Raw genomic sequence first — 18,571 nt, 5'->3', positions numbered from 1 at the left:
TTGTCAGCTGGTTGTGGACGTCATCCGGACTTCCGGCCAATCAATTCTTAATTTTTAATTCTCAATTTTTAATTGAGTAAACGGGTTGGGCGAAGCGTAGATACTCCTCCACGTTGCCCCGCGAAAGGAATACGGGGAGGTTATCAATACCAATCAGGAAGGATTGGTAACCCGCGTTGCGCAGCTTCATCAGCGGCCCCTGCGGCCCGCGCAGCTTCAGGGCGTAGTTCTGGGCCACCTTGCTGTTGGGCCAGGGCTGAATGATGAGTACCTGCTGCGTGGCGCCCAACGGCTGAGCCTGAATTTGCAGGTTGCTGGCCTTGAAGTAACGGTTGTTGTAGGCCGTCAGCTGGTTCTGCAAGTCGTTGAAGGCCGCCGCATCCTTGGGGTACACAATGGCTACTGCGTGCGCCGCCGCCAGGTTGGCCATGTAGGGCGAGGGTTCCGGCGCCGGGGTAGTCGGGGCGGCGGGAACGGGCTGCGTGGGGGCAGTAGTCGGAGCGGTGGGCTGGCTAGTGGCCGCAGCCGGCTGTTCCGTCGGTTTGGCTGCCTTGTCGGGCTTGCCGGCGGGCTGCGGACCGGCACTCACGGCCGTGGGCTGCCCGGCCGCCGGGGTGGCTTTATCATTCTTGGGCTGCGGCGTAGCCGGCGCGGGAGTGGGCGTCACCGGCTTGGGCGCGGGCGGCACGTCGTTTTCGTAGTCGATGCGCATGCGGTTATCGACTTCGCCGGGGCGGAAGAACGACACCACCGGCTTCTCCGTCGAGGCCAGGGCCCCGGCCAAGCTGCCCGCTTCGTACTTGCCGTAGGTCGTCAGCATTTCCTGCACCCGGGGCGTGAGCGGGCTTTCCGGATACTTCTGCACGAAGCTTGTCAGCACGGCCTTGTGCGTGGTGGGCGGCTGGGTGCGCAGCACCAGCAGGGCCTGCAGGTACTCGGCCCGGTCGTTCAGGTCGGTTTCGGGGTACTGCCGCCGGGCCCGGGCCATGACGGCCGTGGCTTTGCGGAACTCCTGCTTTTTGTACATGGCAAACGCCGAGTCCAGGCGTACTGACATGGCCTCATTGGCCACCGAGGCGCGGCGCAGATATTCGGGGTCGGCCACCAGGCGGGCGTAGGATGAGTTCGGAAACTCCGTCCGCAGCCGCTGGGCGTACTGCTCTGCTTTCGGGTCGTTCTGCTCCCGGTACAGCAGGTAGAGCGTGTAGTACGTTTCCACCGTGTGCGGGCCCTTCGGGAAGCGCTTCAGCAGCTGCTCGTACGTCTCGATGGCGCGGGGCGGCTCCTTTAGCTGCTGGTTGTAAATGCCGCCAAGAGCAAACAAGGCCTCCTGCACCTGCGACTCGGCCTGGGCCTGGGCTTCGGCCGAGAAGGGCAGGGCCTGCCGATATTGCGCTGCCAAGGCTTTCCGCTCGTCTTCGGGCGTCGCCACCTTGGCCGAGGCCTGGCTGGCCGGGTTTACGGCCGAGTTTTCGTTGCCCCTCACCGTCACCGGGGCGCCGGCGCCCGGGGTAGGGGCACCGGTGGTGGCCAGGCTGCTCAGGCGCCAGTTGTCGGTCAGCGGGCGGCTGCCCCAGCGGCGCTCAAAGTCGCCGCGGGCCCGGCTCAGCGCCGTGGGATTATCGAAGTACCAAGCCTGCCCGGTGCTGCCGGTGCCAAAGGCCAGCGGGTCGCCCTCGGCCGTGCGTTTCGGGTCGATGCCCAGGGCCATTTGATTGGCTTCGCGGGCGGCCAGGGCAGCTTGCCGCTCTTCTTCCTGTTTGCGCCGCAGCATTTCCGCGTCGGCGTAGGCCAGCAGCTTGGTGCGCAATGCGGCCGTGTCCAGCCGCACCAGGTTCAGCAGGCTGTCCTGCGTTTCGATGATGGTAATCTGCTTGGCGAAGTCCTGCAGAATGTCGCTGCGCTCCTTGATGGAGGCGTACTCCGGCGTCTCGCGCGGCAGGCTCTTGGTGGTGCTGTCGTAATAAGCCGCCGCGAGGCGGTACTTCTGCAGGTTCTCGTAGTAGATGCGCCCGCTCAACAGGTAGGAGTAACCGCGCTGGGCCTTATTGGTAGTGTTGGCGCGCAGCGACTGGTTCAGCAGCTTCAGGGCCGGGTCGTAGCGCTGCTGGCGGTAGTCCAGCCGCGCCATTTCGTAGTAAATCTTGTCGCGGTACTCCTTGTTCTTGGGGTCCTTCAGCAGCTTGGCGAAGTACTTTTCCAGGCGGGCCCGGTCGGCCAGGTTCAGGTCCGATACCTGCCCGAGCATGAGCTTGGAGAAAAAGTCCAGCTCGTAGGGCGGGTTGCGCTTCAGAATCTTGTTCAGCTCGGCGTAGGCTTCCTTGTCCTTGCCGTTGTTCTGGTACAGCTGGGCCAGGATGTAGCGGGTACGGCTGCGCTCATCCTTTTTCGGGATGTGCGGCAGGGCCTTCTGCAGGTTTTCGATGGCCTTCTGGTCGTTGCCCTCGTGCAGGTAGTACTGGGCGCGGGTCAGAAACAGCTCCCGGGCGTTGGCCGGCTTGCCCGTTTCCTTGTCCAGCAAGTCCGACACGGCCGAGGCGTTGTCCCACTGCTTGGTAGCCATGTAGGTACGCATCAGCCAGATCAGCGCCTCGTGCCGGGCGTTGGCGTCGTTGCTAGTGGTGTTGACGTACTTAAAGGTCTTGGCCGCGTCTTCGTACTCGTGCTTATAGAAGCGGGCCTTGCCCACGAGGATGTACGCGTCGTCGGTCCAGTCGCTGGTGCCGCGGCGCTGAATGGGCAGCGAGGCTTTCTTGGTCACCTCGTCCATGGCCGGTATCAGCTGAATAGCCTTGATGGAGTCGACCACCGGAAACAGCGGCAGCACGCGGTTGTAGTCGTTGGGGCGCTCCTGGTAGAGCTTGGCCTCCTCGGCGCGCATCTTCTCGCGGGCCAGGAAGTAGCCATTGTCGCGGGCCGTAATGTTCTGGTAGGTGCGGGCCACCACGTTGTGCCGCTCGGCCGAGCAGCCGCTCAGCAGCAGGGCCGTGCCGGCTACAAACAGGCCACAGGCGGAGGTAAAAGCAAAGCGCGCGGGATTCAGCACGGGCAGCAGGGCGGGGGATGAACGGAGGAGTTGCGGGGAAAACGTTGCGGGGCCGCCCTTTTGTTCAGACCGACACGAGGTTCAGGCCCGGGGGCCGAGCCTTCGTGCAGCCGCTGGGTTGGGTCGGGGCGCAACGGCCTACAACGCCGCAAATCAGCTAAAAGTACGCGAATTTCAGCAGCTGGCCGGTTAGCTTCACCGATTCCGCCTCATTTAGTGCGGGTTGGCTGCTGGTTTGAACTTCCTGGCGTACCTTTGCAGCCTTCATTTGAAATTCATGCCCGAAACCACGCCCCGCCCCGACAAGCGCCAGAGCCAGTTGGCCCGCTATTCGGGCATCGGCGTGCAAATGATTGTCACCATCGGGCTGTTCACTTGGCTGGGCACCTGGCTCGACGGCAAGTACGGCTGGAGCCCCTGGGCCACCGTGGTCCTGTCCTTATTAGGAGTGTTCGGCGCCATGTACCAGATTATCCGCGCCGTTTCCAGCGACAAATAAACCTGGCAGTTGCTCTTACTGCCGCCCAACCCCCCGCCTTCCGCGCCCGCTGCCCACCCGCGTTCCGCCTTCATGACCCGCTTCCTCCGCAACCTGCTCATCTTTTCCGTTCTGCTCGGCGCCGGCATCTACGCCCTGCGGCTGCAGTACGGCGCGGCGGTAGTGCACCCGGCCGCGGATTGGCTGCTGCTGTTCTTCGTGCTGCTCACCGCCCTCACCTTCTGGCTGACCTGGCGGGCCTTTCAGCGCGACCCGGAATCGTTGATGACGGCCTGGTTCAGCACCACCGCGTTGCGCTTGGTACTGGCTTTAGTGGTTGTTGTAACCTATTTAGTGCGGGGTGGCGCCAAGGCTGGGCACAGCACTTGGACTTTTTTGGGCCTGTTCTTCCTCCTGTATTTTCTCTACACCGGGTTTGAAGTCTGGAACGTCGTGACTAACTTGCGCCCGTTTTCAAAACAGCCCTCCCAGGAGGCGTAGTTTTGGACTCGACTGACCCTAAATCATTCTGAATGAAGCGGTTTCTCGCCCTTGTCTTCTGGATTCTGACCCTGCCCGTTTTCGCGCAGGAGCACCCCACGGAGGTATCCACCACCGCCGATACGCAGGTTGAAGCCACCGAAGAGGGCAAGTTCAACGCCGGTGAGATGATTCTGCACCACATCGGCGACTCGCACGAATGGCACTTTGCTACGCTGGGCGAGACGCACTGGACCCTGCCGCTGCCCATCATTGCCTACCGCCCCGGCAAAGGCCTGTCGGTTTTCTCCTCCAGCCGCTTCGGTCACGACTTTAAAGAAAGCTACGACGGCCTGAAGCTGGAGCACGAGCATCTCGTGACCGAAGACGGCTCGACCGTGTACGACTTCAGCATCACCAAGAACGTAGCTTCGCTGCTCATCAGCGTAGTACTGCTGCTGGTGGTATTTACCTCGGTTGCTAGCGGTTACAAGAAAAACCACGGCAAGGCTCCTAAGGGCCTGCAGTCCTTCTTCGAGCCCATCATCCTGTTTGTGCGCGACGAAGTAGCCAAGAAGGCCATCGGGCCCAAGTACCACAAGTACCTGCCTTACCTGCTGACCATCTTCTTCTTCATCTGGTTCAACAACCTGCTGGGCTTGCTGCCGGGGGCCGCCAACCTCACCGGCAACATTGCCGTGACCTTCCTCTTCGCGTTTATCACGCTGCTTATCACCACCTTCAGCGGCAATAAGCACTACTGGAAGCACATCTTCTGGACGCCCGGCGTGCCGCTGCCCCTGCGCATCATCATGCTGCCGGTGGAAGTAATCGGCATCTTCACCAAGCCCTTCTCCTTGATGGTCCGACTGTTCGCCAACATCACGGCCGGTCACATCATCATACTGAGCTTCATCTCGCTGATCTTCATCTTCAACTCGGTGGCCGTGTCGCCGCTGTCGCTGGCCTTCGGCTTGTTCATCAGCTGCTTGGAGCTGCTGGTAGCCATCCTGCAGGCTTACATCTTCACCCTGCTCACCGCCATGTACATCGGCGGGGCCGTGGAAGAGCACGACGACCACGACTACGGTATCGGCGGCGACGACGCCGACGCGCCGGCCCACGTGCACGCTCACTAAGCCGCGCCTGACTTCGCTTTCCTTTTCATTTGAAATTTTTCCTTTTCACACTCCCCAAACCCCTGTTTTATGCTTCTCACTCTGTTGCTGCAGGTCGTTAATGCTGTTGGTCTGGCCGTAATGGGCGCTGGTATCGGTGCTGGCCTGGCTATCCTGGGTGCCGGCCTCGGCATCGGTCGCATTGGCGGCAGCGCCATGGAGGCTATCGGCCGCCAGCCCGAGGCTTCGGGCAAAATCCAGACGGCTATGCTGATCGTAGCGGCCCTCGTTGAAGGTGCAGCTCTGTTCGCCGTCGTAGTCTGCCTGCTGATTGCTCTGAAACTGCAGTAGTAGCATAACTGGCCCGGCCGCCTGCTTTTCGTCAAGAAGACAGGTGGGCCGGGCTAGATGCTGTTATTGGGTTGTTTCGGGCGGCTCCGTAGCGCCGCCGCGCGGGGCCCATTTCTCACCTAGCAATCTGCTAAGCGACCATGCTTACCAACCCTAGTTTCGGCTTGCTGTTCTGGCAGCTGGCCATCTTCGTTATCCTGCTGCTCCTTCTCCGTGCCCTCGCCTGGAAGCCCATTCTGGCTGGCCTGCGCGAGCGGGAAGAAAGCATCGAAGGCGCCCTGCGCCAGGCCGACCAGGCCAAGCTGGAAATGCAGGCTCTCAAAGCCGGCAACGAAAAGCTGCTGGCCGAAGCCCGTCAGGAGCGTGACCGTATTCTGAAGGAAGCCTCGGCCATGAGCAACCAGCTCATCGAGACGGCCAAGCAGAAGGCCACCGACGAAGGGGCCCGCCTGATCATGCAGGCCCGCGAAGCCATCCAGAACGAGAAACAAGCTGCCCTGGCCGAAGTGAAAAACACGGCCGCGCAACTGTCTATCGACATTGCCGAGCGCATCCTGCGCCGTGAACTCACGGACTCCGCTGCCCAAAAGCAGCTGGTGACCGACTACCTGCAAGAGGTAAAACTGAACTAAGGGTCTTAGGATCTTGGGGGCTTGGGGTCTTGGGCTGTTTCAGTCCGGCTCCGTGCCCCAAAAATCAAGACCCCAAGCCCCTAAGACCCCAAGTCCCCAATCAATGTCTGAACTACGAGTCGCCGCCCGCTACGCCAAGTCCCTGCTGGATCTGGCGAATGAGCAGGGTACGCTGGATGCGGTGAAACAGGATATGGACCTGTTCGGCAACACCTTGGAAGGCAGCCGCGATTTGCGCCTGCTGCTGCGCAACCCCATCGTGCAGCACGACAAGAAGCTGGCCATCCTGCGGCGGCTGTTTGACGGCAAGGTGTCGGACCTGACCATGCGGTTCTTCACCATCATTACCCAGAAAAACCGCGAAAACGCGCTGGAATTTGTGGCCCCGGAATTCCTGGCCCAGTTCAACAAGCTGCGCGGTATTCAATCGGCGGACGTGACCACGGCCACCCCGCTCACCCCGGAACTCCGCGCCCACGTGGAGCGTCTGGTACAGGATCAGACCGGCGGCCAGGTGCTGCTCAAGGAGCACGTCGACCCCTCGCTCATCGGCGGGTTCGTGCTGCGCCTCGGCGACCGGCAGATCGACGACTCGGTCCGCACGCGCCTGAACCGCCTGCGGTCCACCTTCAAAGAGAACCCCTTCCAAGCCCAACTATAAGTCAGCATCATGGCAGAAGTACGTCCGGATGAAGTATCCGCCATTCTGCGGGAGCAGTTGTCCAATTTCAAGACCGAAGCCGAACTCGAAGAAGTCGGTACGGTGCTGCAGGTTGGCGACGGGGTAGCCCGCATCTACGGCCTCTCGAAAGCCCAGTCGGGCGAACTGATTGAGTTCGAGAACGGCCTGCAGGCACTGGTTCTGAACCTCGAAGAAGACAACGTAGGTGCCGTAATGCTCGGCGACTACTCGGAAATCCGCGAGGGCGCAACCGTACGCCGCACCAACAAGATTGCCTCGATCAAGGTAGGTGAGGGCATCGTGGGCCGCGTGGTCAACACGCTGGGCCAGCCCATCGACGGCCGCGGCCCCATCCAGGGCGAGCTGTACGACATGCCGCTGGAGCGCAAAGCCCCGGGCGTAATCTTCCGTCAGCCCGTTAACGAGCCCCTGCAGACCGGTATCAAGGCTATCGACGCCATGATTCCGATCGGCCGCGGCCAGCGCGAGCTGATCATCGGTGACCGTCAGACCGGCAAATCGACTGTTGCCCTCGACGCCATCCTGAACCAGCGCGAGTTCTTCGAACGTGGGGAGCCCGTATTCTGCATCTACGTGGCCATCGGCCAGAAGGCCTCGACGGTAGCCCAGATCGTAAACTCGCTGCAGCGCGGCGGTGCCATGGACTACACGGTGGTCGTATCCGCTTCGGCTTCCGACCCCGCGCCGATGCAGTTCTTCGCCCCGTTCACGGGCGCTGCCATCGGCGAGTTCTTCCGCGACACCGGCCGTCCGGCCCTGGTGGTGTACGATGACCTCTCCAAGCAGGCTGTAGCTTACCGCGAAGTGTCGCTGCTGCTGCGCCGCCCCCCGGGCCGCGAAGCTTACCCCGGCGACGTGTTCTACCTGCACAGCCGCCTGCTGGAGCGCGCTGCTAAGCTGAACTCTTCGGACGCCATTGCCAGCAACATGAACGACCTGCCCGAGAGCCTGAAAGGCATCGTGAAAGGTGGTGGTTCGCTGACGGCGCTGCCCATCATCGAGACGCAGGCTGGTGACGTATCGGCTTACATCCCGACGAACGTAATTTCGATTACCGACGGGCAGATCTTCCTGGAGACGAACCTGTTCAACTCCGGTATCCGTCCGGCCATCAACGTGGGTATCTCGGTATCGCGCGTGGGTGGTTCGGCTCAGATCAAGTCGATGAAGAAGGTGGCCGGCACGCTGAAGTTGGACCAGGCCCAGTTCCGCGAACTGGAAGCCTTCGCCAAGTTCGGTTCCGACCTCGACGCCTCGACCAAGCTCACCATCGAGCGGGGCCGTCGTAACCTGGAAATCCTGAAGCAGCCCCAGTTCTCGCCGGTGAAGGTGGAAGACCAGGTGGCCATCATCTACGCCGCCACGAACGGCCTGCTCGACCGTATTCCGGTAAACCGCGTGCGCGAGTTCGAGAAGGAGTTTACGCAGGTGATGAACACCCGTCACGCCGACGTGCTGGCTGGCCTGAAAGCCGGTAAGCTCGACGACACCATCACGGGCACCATCCGCCAGGTAATCAACGACCTGTCGGCCTCGTACGCTGCAAAATAGATTGTTAAATGGTTGAATGGCTAAATGGTTGGTCGTTCTGGCAACGCGAGAACAATCAACCATTTAGCCATTTAACAATTCAACCATTCAATGGCTAACCTTAAAGAAATCCGCGGCCGGATTCAGTCGGTCAGCTCGACGCAGCAGATTACCAAAGCCATGAAAATGGTGGCGGCGGCCAAGCTGCGCCGTGCGCAGGACAACATCATGCGCATGCGGCCCTACGCCCAGCGCCTCAACGGCATCCTGTCGAACCTCTCGCAGGGCGGCGGAGCTGAGGTGACGGGGGCGTACGGCGTGGTGCGTGAGGTGCGCCGCGTGCTCATCATTGCCATTACCTCGGACCGCGGCCTGGCGGGTGCTTTCAACAGCAACGTGTTTAAGGGTGTGAGCCAGGTGGTGCAGGAGCGTTACGCTGCGCAGGCCGCCGCCGGTAACGTGAGCGTTATGGCCATCGGCCGCAAGGCGCACGACTACTTCGGCCGCCGCGGGGCGTTGGTGGGCAACTACACCCACGTGTTCCAGCAGTTGTCGTTCGATACGGTGCGCGCCGCCGCTGAGGAGGCCATGGCCGGTTTCCGCGACGGGCTGTTCGACGAGGTGGTTATCGTGTACAACGAGTTCAAGAACGTGGCTACGCAGATCATCCGCACGGAGCAGCTGCTGCCCATTCTGCCCCCCGCCGAGCCCGTAGGCGCCGCTACCCCGGCCTCGAACGTGGACTACATCTTCGAGCCGAGCAAGGAGGAAATCGTGGAAAGCCTGATTCCGACCTCGCTCAAGATTCAGCTCTACAAAGCGGTGCTGGAAAGCAACGCCTCGGAGCACGGCGCCCGCATGACGGCCATGGACAAAGCCACCGAAAACGCCGGTGAACTGCTCAAGTCGCTCAAGCTGACCTACAACCGGGGCCGCCAGGCCGCCATTACGAACGAGATTCTCGAAATCGTGGGTGGGGCCGAGGCTTTGGCTGCCAGCCGCTAGGACCAACGGCTCAATACCTCAAACCGGCCCGCTTCCCGCAAGGGAGGCGGGCCGGTTTTGCATTCATGGCTCTCTTATTCTACGCAGGATGCGGCAACCGTTCAAATGCCTAGTTCCTGCTTGTGCTCCAGGTTGTCCGGGGGCTGCTTACAGAAGCAAGGTCTTGAGAATATAGGCTAGCCCGTTTATGTATTAATATAAATTAATATATGGCTGGAGTATAACTTTGGCTTTGCTCTGCCTGCTTGGGCGGCCGGCTAGCTGCTGCTTTGGTCCGCCGTTCGGGCGGAGCTGCTTCAACCATCACTGCCCGGTTCTTATGCCACATGGGGTTCTGCTCGGCGCCGCTCGGCGCGGCTTCGTTTTGCTCTGGACGCTACTACTGCTGGCTGCGGCCGGCCGGGCTGGGGCCTTGCGGCCTGCTACGCCTCGCCCTACTGGCAGTCCGAGTCCGGCGCGGCGCTTTGCTGCGCTAGCCGCTGTCATTTCGGCCCAGACCAACGTGAGCTGCAACGGCGGTGCAAACGGCTCGGCCACGGTTACAGCCAGCGGCGGCACCGCGCCCTACCAATACAGCTGGAGCCCCAGCGGCGGTACGGGCGCTACGGCCAACAACCTGGCCACGGGGGGCTACACTGTGACCGTCACGGATGCGACCGGAGCCTGGGTTACGGCTACAGCCACCATCACCCAGCCCACCGCGCCGCTGACTACTTCCTACACCAAAACCGATGTGAGCTGCTTCGGGGGCTCCAACGGTACGGCTACCATAACGGTCAACGGCGGTACCCCACCTTACCAGTACAGCTGGCTTCCCAGCGGTGGTACTAACGCTTCGTCCAGCAACCGGCCTGCAGGCAACTACGAGGTAACCGTGACCGACGCCAAAGGCTGCACCTCCCGTCAAACTTCACCATCTACCAGCCCTCAGCGCCGCTATCGGCCACCCGGTCGCAGATTAACCCGACCTGCGACGGCTCGGCCAACGGCTCGGCTACGGTGGTAATGAGCGGGGGCACCCCGCCCTACACCTACGACTGGTCGCCGGGCAACCCGACCGGGGACGGTACGAACAGCATCCGCAACCTGGGCGGCAGTTTCTCCAACTACAGCGTGCTGGTTAGGGACGCGAAGAACTGCACGGCGACCTATAACTTTACCCTGGTTACGCCCTCGGCCATCAACGTCAACCTGACGACGAACAACCCCAGCACTCCGGGCGGGGCCGACGGCACGGCCTCCGTCAGCCTGTCCGGCGGCACGCCCCCCTACTACCCCTACCAGTGGACGCGCACCTCCGCCCCGACTGGTACCCTGTCGGCCAATTCCACGTCTACTACCTCGTCCGTGACGGGGCTGGTAGCGGGCAGCTACACCGTGCAGGCCACTGACAACAACGGCTGCCCCGTGAGCCGCAGCTTCACCATCCTTGACCCCACGGCCGCGCCGGTGCTCCTGACGCCAGCCAACGGGGCAGGCCTGACCACGCCCGCGCCCACCTACGCGGGCACGGCCCCGGCGGGCAGCACCGTTACGCTCTATGTGGATGGCAGCAGCACGGGTAGTACCACAGCCGACGCGGGCGGCAACTGGAGCCTCACGCAGCCTACGGCCCTGGCCTTCGGCGCGCACACGGCTTCCGCCCGGGCCCAGCTCAGCGGCAACGCCCTCAGCGCCCCCAGCGCCACCAACACCTTCACGGTGCTGAACCCCGCCACCTACACCAGCAGCACCGCCGAGCAGCCCAATACCGACCGCGTGGTGGCCGGCCGCGCCAGTCAGGAAATCCTGCGCGTGGCCGTGACCATTGGGGGAGGGCCCGACCTGCCGCTGAGCCTGCAGGCCCTCACCTTGGCTACCACCGGCAGCACCAACGCCTCCGGCAGCCTGGCCGCGGCCCGCGTGTACTACACCGGCTCCAGCAGCAGCTTCGGCGCCGCGGTGCCCTTCGGCACGGCCGTAAGCCGGCCCAACGGCGCCTTCACCGTCACGGGCAGCCAGCCGCTGAGCGCGGGGACAAACTACTTCTGGCTGGTGTACGACGTGGACGCTGGTGCCACCGCCGGACAGCTCATCGACGCGGAGCTGACGAGCCTGACGGTGAGCGGCACGGCCTACGTGCCCTCCGTCACGAGCCCAGGCGGCAGCCGCGCCATCGTCAATACCGACCCCGTCGCCGGGCTGGCTCTGCACGGCACCGGCGGGACCACAGCCGGCTATGTGAATTTCAGCGCCACCCCGTGACGCTGGGCGGGCAGTACACGCAATCGGTATGGCTCCGGCCCAACATCAACGCGGCCAGCGGCACGGTGTTCTACGGGGTAATGGGCAACGGCTCGGGCAACAACGCCGCGCCCTACCTCGGCGTGTGGGCCGACGGCCGCATCGAGGCCGGCTTCAGCACCGGCAGCACGGTGCGCGGGGCCGCCACGCCGACCGGCACCCTGGTACCCAACCAGTGGAACCATGTGGTGGTGACCTTCAACGGCAGCCAGCTGCTCATCTACCACAACGGCACCGCCCTGGGCACCCTCACCACTACCAACGTGCCCGTCAGCACCCCGGTGGCGTACTTCGGCAACCTGGGTGCCAGCGCCACGCCCAGCTGTTTTCCCGGCAGCCTCGACGAAATCAGCCTCTGGAGCCGGGCGCTGAGCCAGGCGGAAACCCGCCAGCTGCGCCACCTGACCCTGGACGGCACCGAATCCGGCCTGCTGGCCTACCTGCAGCTCAACGCGGGGCCCAACGTGGTGGTCGACGCAGTACGGGGCAAGATTGGAACGCCCGTGGGCACTACCGTTGTGGGCAGTACGGCCCCGGTGGGCTACGGCCGCAGCACCCGCATGGCGGTGACGGGCGCCGGCAACTACAGCTTCGCCGGCACCGACCTGGCCATCGACTTCGCCGCCGCGGGCAGTCCGCCCTACGACGTGGTGGTCAGCCGCCTCGATGGGCAGCCCCTGGGCACCCAGCCCGCCGACGCCAGCCTGAAGGGTACCTTTGCCGGGGCGTACTGGATTATCGACCGGTACAGCACTAGCAGCTTTGCCGCCACCACGACCTTCTCCCTCAGCCCGGCCGACCTCAGTCCGGCCGATGCGGCCACCCCCGCCAACCTGCGCCTGTTTAAGCGCGACAGCAACGGCGACGGCACCTTCGAGGCGCCCATTGCGGCCAGCAGCGCCGACGCGGCGGCGGGCACAGTGGCCTTCCCGGTTACCTCGTTCAGCCAGGCCGTCATCGGCACCTTCGGCTCTTCGCCGCTGCCGGTGGAGCTGCTGAGCTTTACGGCCGCCCCCGTCGCCGGGGGCGTGCGCCTGGCCTGGGCCACTGCCCAGGAGCAGCACAGCGCCTACTTCCAGGTAGAGCGCAGCCCGGACGGGCAACTCTTCGCCGCCATCGGACGGGTGCCGGCGGCTGGCACCAGCAGCAGCGCCCGCGCCTACGCGCTGACCGACGCGCAGCTGCCGGGCAGGGCCGGGCTGCTTTACTACCGCCTGCGCCAGGTAGACCTGGACGGCACCAGCAGCTACTCCGAGGTGCGGGCGGTGGCCGCGTCCGGCGCCGGGGCAGCCGCGCAGCTGACGCTGCTACCCAACCCCACGCCGGGCGGCCAGGCCACGCTGACCGGGGCCGCACCCGGCGCCGCGGTGCTGGTGCTGGACCTGCGCGGCCGCCGGCTGCTGGCGGCCACGGCCGACGCGGCGGGCACGGCGCGGCTGCAGCTGCCGGTTCACGCGCCGGCGGGCGTGTACGTGGTGCGCTGCGGCGGACAGGCCATGCGTCTGGTGAGGCAATAGGCCCGGCCGCCCGGTCATCACCCGACTGGCCCGCTTCCTGCCCAGGAGGCGGGCCGGTGCGTTTTACAGCCGCATATACTGCCGCCCGGCCAGCTCCTTGCTCGGCTTGGGCACCTTCGGATGCTCTTCCAGCAGCGCCAGCACCCGCTCGGGCGTGAGGTCGGTGAAGTCCTTGATAACGGCCAGCGGCGCCTGAAACTGCCGGGCCGGCAGCGTGGTGCTGACGGCCAGGCAGCGCATACCGGCCTTGTAGGCGGCCTGCTCGCCCAGAATGGCATCCTCGAAGACCAGGCAGCGCTCCGGCGGAATGCCCAGCCGCCGTGACACCACCGAGTAGGTATCGGCGTAGGGCTTGCCGCGGTCCACGTCGTCCTTGCCGATGATGACGTCGAAGTGGCGGCGCAGGTCGAGGTGGTCGACGATGTAGTCAATCGTTTCCGAAGCCGAGCCGGTGCCCAGGCCGATGCGGAAGCCGGCGGCGCGGGCGGCTTCGAGGAAGCGGGTGAGGCCGGCTACTTCCCGGCGCTTCTCCCAGTAGAGCACCCGGTAGAGGAACTCGCGGCGGTCGGCGTACTGCTTCAGCTCCTTTTCGGGCACGGGGTTTTGAAAGATGGTCTTGAGAATGTTGGTGGCCGGCATGCCGTTCAGGCGGTGCAGCAGGGGCAGGGCTTTCGTTTCGAGGCCCAGCTCACGGAACAGCAGCTGAAAGGCCCGGGCCTGGGTGCGGGTATTGTCGATGAGCACGCCGTCCATGTCGAAGATGAGGGCGTAATCGGAAGCTTGGAGCATGGGGCAGCAGGATTGAGGAAGCAGGAGGAACAGGGCAGAAGGCGGGGAACGAGCCCGGGGCACCATCTGCCTTTCCTTCTTCATTATTTGATAACCGTTTGCATGTACGGGGCGGGGGCCGCTGGGGCTATTGTTGGGCGGGCGTTGCCGGTTTGAGCCGTAACTTTGGCGGCCCCGCCAGGCCGCCGAGCCTTGCGGGCCTGCTTACCCCGTTCTGATTATGCGAAACTCTTTTCTGACGGGCCTGCTGACGGCCGCGGCCCTGTGGGGCGGCGCCCCGGCCGAGGCCCAGAAAACCAAGCCCGTACCCCGCCCCAAGCTAGTGGTGGGCATCGTGGTGGACCAGATGCGCTACGACTACCTGTACCGCTACTGGAACAAGTACGGCGCCGACGGCTTCCGGCGCCTGCTGGGCGAGGGGTTTAGCTTCGAAAACTGCCACTACAACTACGTGCCCACCTACACCGGGCCGGGCCACGCCAGCATCTACACCGGCACCACGCCCTCGGTGCACGGCATCATCGGCAACAACTGGCTGGAGCGCGAGACGGGCAAGGGCACCTACGTGACCGAGGACAAGAGCGTCAAATCGGTGGGCGGCGACGCCTGGGCCGGGCAGATGTCGCCGCGGCACATGCTCACCACCACCATCACCGACGAGCTGCGCCTGGCCACCAACTTCCAGGCCAAGACCATCGGCGTGTGCATCAAGGACCGCGGCTCCATCCTGCCGGCGGGCCACGCCGCCTCGGCCGCCTACTGGTTTGATAATTCCAACGGCTCGTTTATCACCAGCACCTTCTACGCCCAGCAGCTGCCCGACTGGGTGCAGCAGTTCAACGCCCGCAAGCTGCCCCAGCAGTACCTGAGCAAGCCCTGGGAGACGCTGCTGCCCCTCAGCGAATACACCGAAAGCACGGCCGACGACGTGCCCTGGGAGAATACCTTCAAGGGGGAGCAGAAGCCGGTGTTTCCGCACAACCTGCCGGTGCTCAGCGGCCTGGCCCCGGCCCAGGTGCAGGGCACCATGCTGGCCGCCGGCGAAAAGCCGCCCACGACCAACCTGGACCTGATTCGCACCACGCCCTTTGGTAACACGCTCACCCTGGACTTCGCCCTCGAAGCCATCCGGCAGGAGCAGCTGGGCCAGCGCGGGCAAACCGACTTTCTGGCCCTGAGCTTCAGCTCCACCGATTACGTGGGCCACCATTTCGGCGTCAATGCCATCGAGACGGAGGATACCTACCTGCGCCTCGACCGCGACATTGCCCGCCTGCTCAAAACCCTCGACCAGACCGTGGGCAAGGGCCAAGCCTTGGTGTTCCTCTCGGCCGACCACGGCGCGGCCCACTCGCCGGAGTTTCTCAAGAGCCAGCGCATTCCGGCCGGCTCGGTGGGCCCCCGGCTCTGGCGCGACACCCTGCAGGCCCAGCTGCAGCGCCGCTACGGCCCCGGGCAGTGGGTGCTCAGCTACGAAAACCAGCAGGTGTACCTCAACCGCCCGCTGATTCAGCAGAAAAAGCTGGACCTCTACCAGGTGCAGCAGCAGACGGCCGAACTCGTGGTGCAGTTTACGGGCGTCACGCGGGCCGTGGCGGCCACCGACGTGCAACGCTCGCACTGGGAAAGCGGCCTGCTGATGTACCTGGAAAACGGCTACCTGCCCAAACGCTCGGGCGACGTGATGGTGGTGATGGAGCCCGGCTGGCTGGAGTCGTACGCCTACCCGGTAAACAAAGGCACCACCCACGGCTCGTCCGGTGCGTATGATACCCACATTCCGCTCCTGTTCTGGGGCTGGCGCGTGCCGCAGGGCGAGTCGGTATATCCGGCGCGGATTACCGATATTGCACCGACGGTAGCCCGTTTTCTCCATATCCAAGAACCCGACGGCTGCACCGGCCAACCCTTGCAGGACGTGCTGACCAAGAAAAAATAAGTTGATTGTTAAATGGCTGAATTGCTAAATGGTTGATTGTTCTGCTACGCTAGAACGACCAGCCATTTAGCCATCCAGCCATTTAACAATCAATCATCAACCGAATTTTTCATCCTTCCCGCGCTGCCTCTCTCCGAACCCGGCAGCCCGCAGTTACCACAATGGCTCACTTCAACCCCTGGCACGACGTTAACCACGGTTCCAAGGCTCCCGGCATTGTCAATGCCATCATCGAAATTCCGAAAGGCTCCAAGGGCAAGTACGAGCTGGACAAGGACAGCGGCCTGCTGAAGCTGGACCGCGTGCTGTTCTCGGCCGTGCACTACCCGGCCGCCTACGGCTTCATTCCGCAGACCTACTGCGACGACAAAGACCCGCTCGACGTGCTGGTGCTCTGCTCGGTCGACGTGGTGCCCATGTGCCTGATCGAAGCCAAGGTCATCGGCGTGATGCAGATGATTGACAACAACGAGGAGGACGACAAAATCATTGCCGTAGCCGCCAACGACGTGTCGATGAACCACTACAACGACATTTCGGAGCTGCCCCCGCACACCCTGCGCGAGATGCGCAAGTTCTTCGAGGACTACAAAGCCCTCGAAAACAAGCAGGTAGTGGTGGAGAAGTTCATGGGCCGCGAGGATGCCTACCGCATCGTGCAGAACAGCATCGACCTCTACGACGAGACGTTCCGCCACACCAACAACCACCAGGCCCAGCTGTCCATGCTGTAGGCCGGTAAGTACGGAGCCCGGCCTCCGCATTTACACGGAAAAAGCCCCGACTGCCCCGCAGCTGGGGCTTTCTTGTTGGGTTTGCTGGCCAAAGTCCAACACATTTTGCCCGCTGGGGGCGTAGAACGGCGGGTAAGCTTTCCGGCGTCCTACCCCCATGACCCAACACACTCCGACGTCGCCGCTGCGGCGGTTTCTCTACCAAAACGGCCTCTCGCTGGTCATCACCGTCATGGTGCTCGTCACGCTGCTGGGCCAGACGCTCACCGGCCACCACGACTACAACGACGAGCTAAAGCAACTGGGCCGGCCCGAGCTAAGCCTGGGCGAATACGTGACTTCCGGCCACTGGACGGAGGCCACCTTCGAAAACTGGGAAAGCGAGTTTCTGCAGATGGCCCTGTACGTGGTGCTGACGGTAAGCCTACGGCAGAAAGGCTCGGCCGAATCGAAGAAGCTGGACGAGGAAGAGGAAGTGGACCGGCAGCCCGACCCCAACAAGCCCGACGCGCCCTGGCCGGTGAAGCAGGGCGGGGCGGTGCTCTGGCTCTACAAACGCTCCCTGAGCCTGGCCTTCTTCGCGCTGTTTCTGGGGGCCTTTTTCCTGCACGGACTCGGCGGCACCGAGGTGTACAACATTGAGCAGCAGGCCCACGGCGAGCCGACGGTGAGCCTGTGGGAATACATGGCTACCTCGCGCTTCTGGTTTGAGTCGCTGCAGAACTGGCAGAGCGAGTTTCTGAGCATCGTGAGCATCGTGGTGCTGAGCATCTGGCTGCGGCAGCACGGCTCCCCGGAGTCGAAGCCGGTGGACGCCGCGCACAGCGAAACGGGCAAGTAGGCTGGCAATTAATAATTAGCAATGACGAATGAATAATGAGCCAGCGACGAGACGGCGACAGTAGGCGGGCGGAGCTTCATTGCTCATTGAGCGGGTAAGGCCTGCTTATTTTGCGGCCCCGAATCTAGGCCCGCTGCTGCGGGCAGCCCGACTCCCTATGGCCGAGCCCGCCGTTTCCCGTCCTGCCCCCTCGCGCCTGGGCCGCTGGGCCTGGGCCGTGCTCGACGCGCTGCTGTTCAGCAACGGCCTGGTGGCGGCCTCGGCGGCGGCGCTGGCGGTATCGTCGGCCAGCTACTGGCGGCGGCCCCTGCCCTGGACGGTGCCCGCGCTGGTGCTGGCGGCCACGCTGCTGGTGTACAACCTGAACGGGGCGCGGCGGCACAGCCTGCGGCTGCCGCCTACCGTGCCGCCGCGCCGCCGCTGGATCGTGCAGCACCGCCCGCTGCTGATGGGCATCGTGGTGGCCTCAGCCGTAGCGCTGGTGGCCTTGTACCTACTGAGCCCCTTCACCACCGCGCTGACCGTGTTTCTGGGGCACCTGGCCCTGCTGTCGTTGGCCTATTCCTGGCCGGTGCTGCCGCCCAAGCAGCCCGGAGGGCGCCGCCGCGGCCTGCGCGACTGGCCCGGCCTCAAAACCTTCCTGATTGCCTACGTGTGGTCGGCCGTGACGGTGTGGCTGCCCGCCCTGTGCCTGTCGCTGCCGCTGACCACGCCGGCCGTGTGGCTGCTCTTTGCCCGCCGCTTCTGCTTTATCCTGGCCGTGGCCCTGGTCTTCGACCTGCGCGACTACGCCCGCGACCAGCGCAACGGCCCGCTCACCCTGCCCGGCCTGCTCGGCTACCAGGCCGGCCGCTGGCTGGCCCTGGCGTGCACCCTGGCCTCAGTGGCGCTGCTGCTGCCCGGCCTGGCCCTGCCCGCCCAGCTGCTGCTGCTGCTGCCCGGGCTGCTCACCGCCCTGGTGGTGTGGTTTGCCCACGAAGCCCGCTCCGATTATTACTACGCCCTGCTCGCCGACGGGGTGCTGCTGGTGCAAGCCGCCACCCTAATGCTGGCCGCCGCGCTGGGGTAGAAGGGGGATGCGCAGGTGAGCAGATGAGTGGATGAGTAGATGAAGGAAGACAGCCT

The 18,571-nt window shown here is 63.9% G+C and carries 17 protein-coding genes; 15 read left to right on the top strand and 2 right to left on the bottom strand.

Annotated elements, in window-relative coordinates; translation table 11 throughout:
- Window positions 1–61: 61 nt before the first annotated feature.
- Window positions 62–3,046 carry a type IX secretion system periplasmic lipoprotein PorW/SprE gene (gene porW, locus EJV47_RS02435; RefSeq protein WP_126691541.1) on the bottom strand — a complete coding sequence of 995 codons (2,985 nt, stop codon included), beginning with the start codon at window positions 3,044–3,046 and terminating at the stop codon, window positions 62–64.
- Window positions 3,047–3,323: 277 nt separating this feature from the next.
- Between porW and EJV47_RS02430 the strand changes: the two genes are divergently transcribed.
- The 11 genes from EJV47_RS02430 (at window position 3,324) to EJV47_RS02380 (ending at window position 13,143) form a co-directional block, all read left to right on the top strand.
- Window positions 3,324–3,545 carry an AtpZ/AtpI family protein gene (locus EJV47_RS02430; RefSeq protein ID WP_126691540.1) on the top strand — a complete coding sequence of 74 codons (222 nt, stop codon included), beginning with the start codon at window positions 3,324–3,326 and terminating at the stop codon, window positions 3,543–3,545.
- Window positions 3,546–3,617: 72 nt separating this feature from the next.
- Window positions 3,618–4,025 carry a hypothetical protein gene (locus EJV47_RS02425; RefSeq protein WP_126691539.1) on the top strand — a complete coding sequence of 136 codons (408 nt, stop codon included), beginning with the start codon at window positions 3,618–3,620 and terminating at the stop codon, window positions 4,023–4,025.
- Window positions 4,026–4,057: 32 nt separating this feature from the next.
- Window positions 4,058–5,143 carry a F0F1 ATP synthase subunit A gene (gene atpB / locus EJV47_RS02420; RefSeq protein WP_126691538.1) on the top strand — a complete coding sequence of 362 codons (1,086 nt, stop codon included), beginning with the start codon at window positions 4,058–4,060 and terminating at the stop codon, window positions 5,141–5,143.
- A 69-nt stretch (window positions 5,144–5,212) separates the two neighbouring features.
- On the top strand, window positions 5,213–5,473 hold the full coding sequence (gene atpE, locus EJV47_RS02415; protein ID WP_111479763.1) for an ATP synthase F0 subunit C: 261 nt from the start codon (window positions 5,213–5,215) through the stop codon (window positions 5,471–5,473).
- Window positions 5,474–5,613: 140 nt separating this feature from the next.
- Window positions 5,614–6,105 carry a F0F1 ATP synthase subunit B gene (gene atpF / locus EJV47_RS02410; RefSeq protein ID WP_126691537.1) on the top strand — a complete coding sequence of 164 codons (492 nt, stop codon included), beginning with the start codon at window positions 5,614–5,616 and terminating at the stop codon, window positions 6,103–6,105.
- A gap of 103 nt (window positions 6,106–6,208) precedes the next feature.
- Window positions 6,209–6,766, top strand: a complete 558-nt coding sequence (atpH, locus tag EJV47_RS02405; RefSeq protein WP_126691536.1) for an ATP synthase F1 subunit delta — start codon at window positions 6,209–6,211, stop codon at window positions 6,764–6,766.
- Window positions 6,767–6,775: 9 nt separating this feature from the next.
- On the top strand, window positions 6,776–8,359 hold the full coding sequence (atpA, locus tag EJV47_RS02400; RefSeq protein WP_126691535.1) for a F0F1 ATP synthase subunit alpha: 1,584 nt from the start codon (window positions 6,776–6,778) through the stop codon (window positions 8,357–8,359).
- A gap of 90 nt (window positions 8,360–8,449) precedes the next feature.
- Window positions 8,450–9,343, top strand: a complete 894-nt coding sequence (gene atpG / locus EJV47_RS02395; RefSeq protein ID WP_126691534.1) for an ATP synthase F1 subunit gamma — start codon at window positions 8,450–8,452, stop codon at window positions 9,341–9,343.
- A gap of 319 nt (window positions 9,344–9,662) precedes the next feature.
- The gene (locus EJV47_RS29105; RefSeq protein WP_126691533.1) at window positions 9,663–10,349 is read left to right on the top strand and encodes a SprB repeat-containing protein; all 687 of its coding nucleotides are present in this window, start codon (window positions 9,663–9,665) and stop codon (window positions 10,347–10,349) included.
- Entirely contained in the window at window positions 10,343–11,587 is a 1,245-nt protein-coding gene (locus EJV47_RS02385) for an Ig-like domain-containing protein (protein ID WP_481249172.1), read from the top strand. Before EJV47_RS29105 ends, EJV47_RS02385 begins: the two co-directional genes overlap by 7 nt.
- Window positions 11,584–13,143, top strand: a complete 1,560-nt coding sequence (locus EJV47_RS02380) for a LamG domain-containing protein (protein ID WP_165903585.1) — start codon at window positions 11,584–11,586, stop codon at window positions 13,141–13,143. The genes EJV47_RS02385 and EJV47_RS02380 overlap by 4 nt, the downstream gene beginning before the upstream one ends.
- 63 nt (window positions 13,144–13,206) lie before the next feature.
- Here the strand turns inward: EJV47_RS02380 and EJV47_RS02375 are convergent, their stop codons facing one another.
- The gene (locus EJV47_RS02375) at window positions 13,207–13,932 is read right to left on the bottom strand and encodes an HAD family hydrolase (RefSeq protein WP_165903584.1); all 726 of its coding nucleotides are present in this window, start codon (window positions 13,930–13,932) and stop codon (window positions 13,207–13,209) included.
- Between the two features lie 220 nt (window positions 13,933–14,152).
- Between EJV47_RS02375 and pafA the strand changes: the two genes are divergently transcribed.
- The 4 genes from pafA (at window position 14,153) to EJV47_RS02355 (ending at window position 18,515) form a co-directional block, all read left to right on the top strand.
- Window positions 14,153–15,871 (top strand): alkaline phosphatase PafA, encoded by a 1,719-nt coding sequence (gene pafA, locus EJV47_RS02370; RefSeq protein WP_126691529.1) that lies wholly within the window; start codon window positions 14,153–14,155, stop codon window positions 15,869–15,871.
- Window positions 15,872–16,032: 161 nt separating this feature from the next.
- Entirely contained in the window at window positions 16,033–16,605 is a 573-nt protein-coding gene (locus EJV47_RS02365) for an inorganic diphosphatase (protein ID WP_126691528.1), read from the top strand.
- 157 nt (window positions 16,606–16,762) lie between these two features.
- The gene (locus tag EJV47_RS02360) at window positions 16,763–17,446 is read left to right on the top strand and encodes a DUF6766 family protein (protein WP_243650977.1); all 684 of its coding nucleotides are present in this window, start codon (window positions 16,763–16,765) and stop codon (window positions 17,444–17,446) included.
- A 157-nt stretch (window positions 17,447–17,603) separates the two neighbouring features.
- Window positions 17,604–18,515: a UbiA prenyltransferase family protein gene (locus tag EJV47_RS02355; RefSeq protein ID WP_126691527.1), complete on the top strand. Its 912-nt coding sequence runs from the start codon at window positions 17,604–17,606 to the stop codon at window positions 18,513–18,515.
- The last annotated feature ends 56 nt before the right edge of the window (window positions 18,516–18,571 follow it).

This window comes from Hymenobacter gummosus (assembly GCF_003970915.1).
Classification (GTDB): Bacteria; Bacteroidota; Bacteroidia; order Cytophagales; family Hymenobacteraceae; genus Solirubrum; species Solirubrum gummosum.
This window is presented reverse-complemented; position numbering and strand designations above follow the sequence as displayed.

Bases quoted from the DNA above. Each gene is read 5' to 3' on its own strand.
- atpE (WP_111479763.1), top strand. From the start codon at position 5,213: ATGCTTCTCACTCTGTTGCTGCAGGTCGTTAATGCTGTTGGTCTGGCC.
- EJV47_RS29105 (WP_126691533.1), top strand. From the start codon at position 9,663: ATGCCACATGGGGTTCTGCTCGGCGCCGCTCGGCGCGGCTTCGTTTTG.
- pafA (WP_126691529.1), top strand. From the start codon at position 14,153: ATGCGAAACTCTTTTCTGACGGGCCTGCTGACGGCCGCGGCCCTGTGG.
- EJV47_RS02365 (WP_126691528.1), top strand. From the start codon at position 16,033: ATGGCTCACTTCAACCCCTGGCACGACGTTAACCACGGTTCCAAGGCT.
- EJV47_RS02425 (WP_126691539.1), top strand. From the start codon at position 3,618: ATGACCCGCTTCCTCCGCAACCTGCTCATCTTTTCCGTTCTGCTCGGC.
- EJV47_RS02360 (WP_243650977.1), top strand. From the start codon at position 16,763: ATGACCCAACACACTCCGACGTCGCCGCTGCGGCGGTTTCTCTACCAA.
- atpG (WP_126691534.1), top strand. From the start codon at position 8,450: ATGGCTAACCTTAAAGAAATCCGCGGCCGGATTCAGTCGGTCAGCTCG.
- EJV47_RS02375 (WP_165903584.1), bottom strand. From the start codon at position 13,932: ATGCTCCAAGCTTCCGATTACGCCCTCATCTTCGACATGGACGGCGTG.
- atpH (WP_126691536.1), top strand. From the start codon at position 6,209: ATGTCTGAACTACGAGTCGCCGCCCGCTACGCCAAGTCCCTGCTGGAT.
- atpA (WP_126691535.1), top strand. From the start codon at position 6,776: ATGGCAGAAGTACGTCCGGATGAAGTATCCGCCATTCTGCGGGAGCAG.
- atpF (WP_126691537.1), top strand. From the start codon at position 5,614: ATGCTTACCAACCCTAGTTTCGGCTTGCTGTTCTGGCAGCTGGCCATC.
- EJV47_RS02355 (WP_126691527.1), top strand. From the start codon at position 17,604: ATGGCCGAGCCCGCCGTTTCCCGTCCTGCCCCCTCGCGCCTGGGCCGC.
- atpB (WP_126691538.1), top strand. From the start codon at position 4,058: ATGAAGCGGTTTCTCGCCCTTGTCTTCTGGATTCTGACCCTGCCCGTT.
- EJV47_RS02430 (WP_126691540.1), top strand. From the start codon at position 3,324: ATGCCCGAAACCACGCCCCGCCCCGACAAGCGCCAGAGCCAGTTGGCC.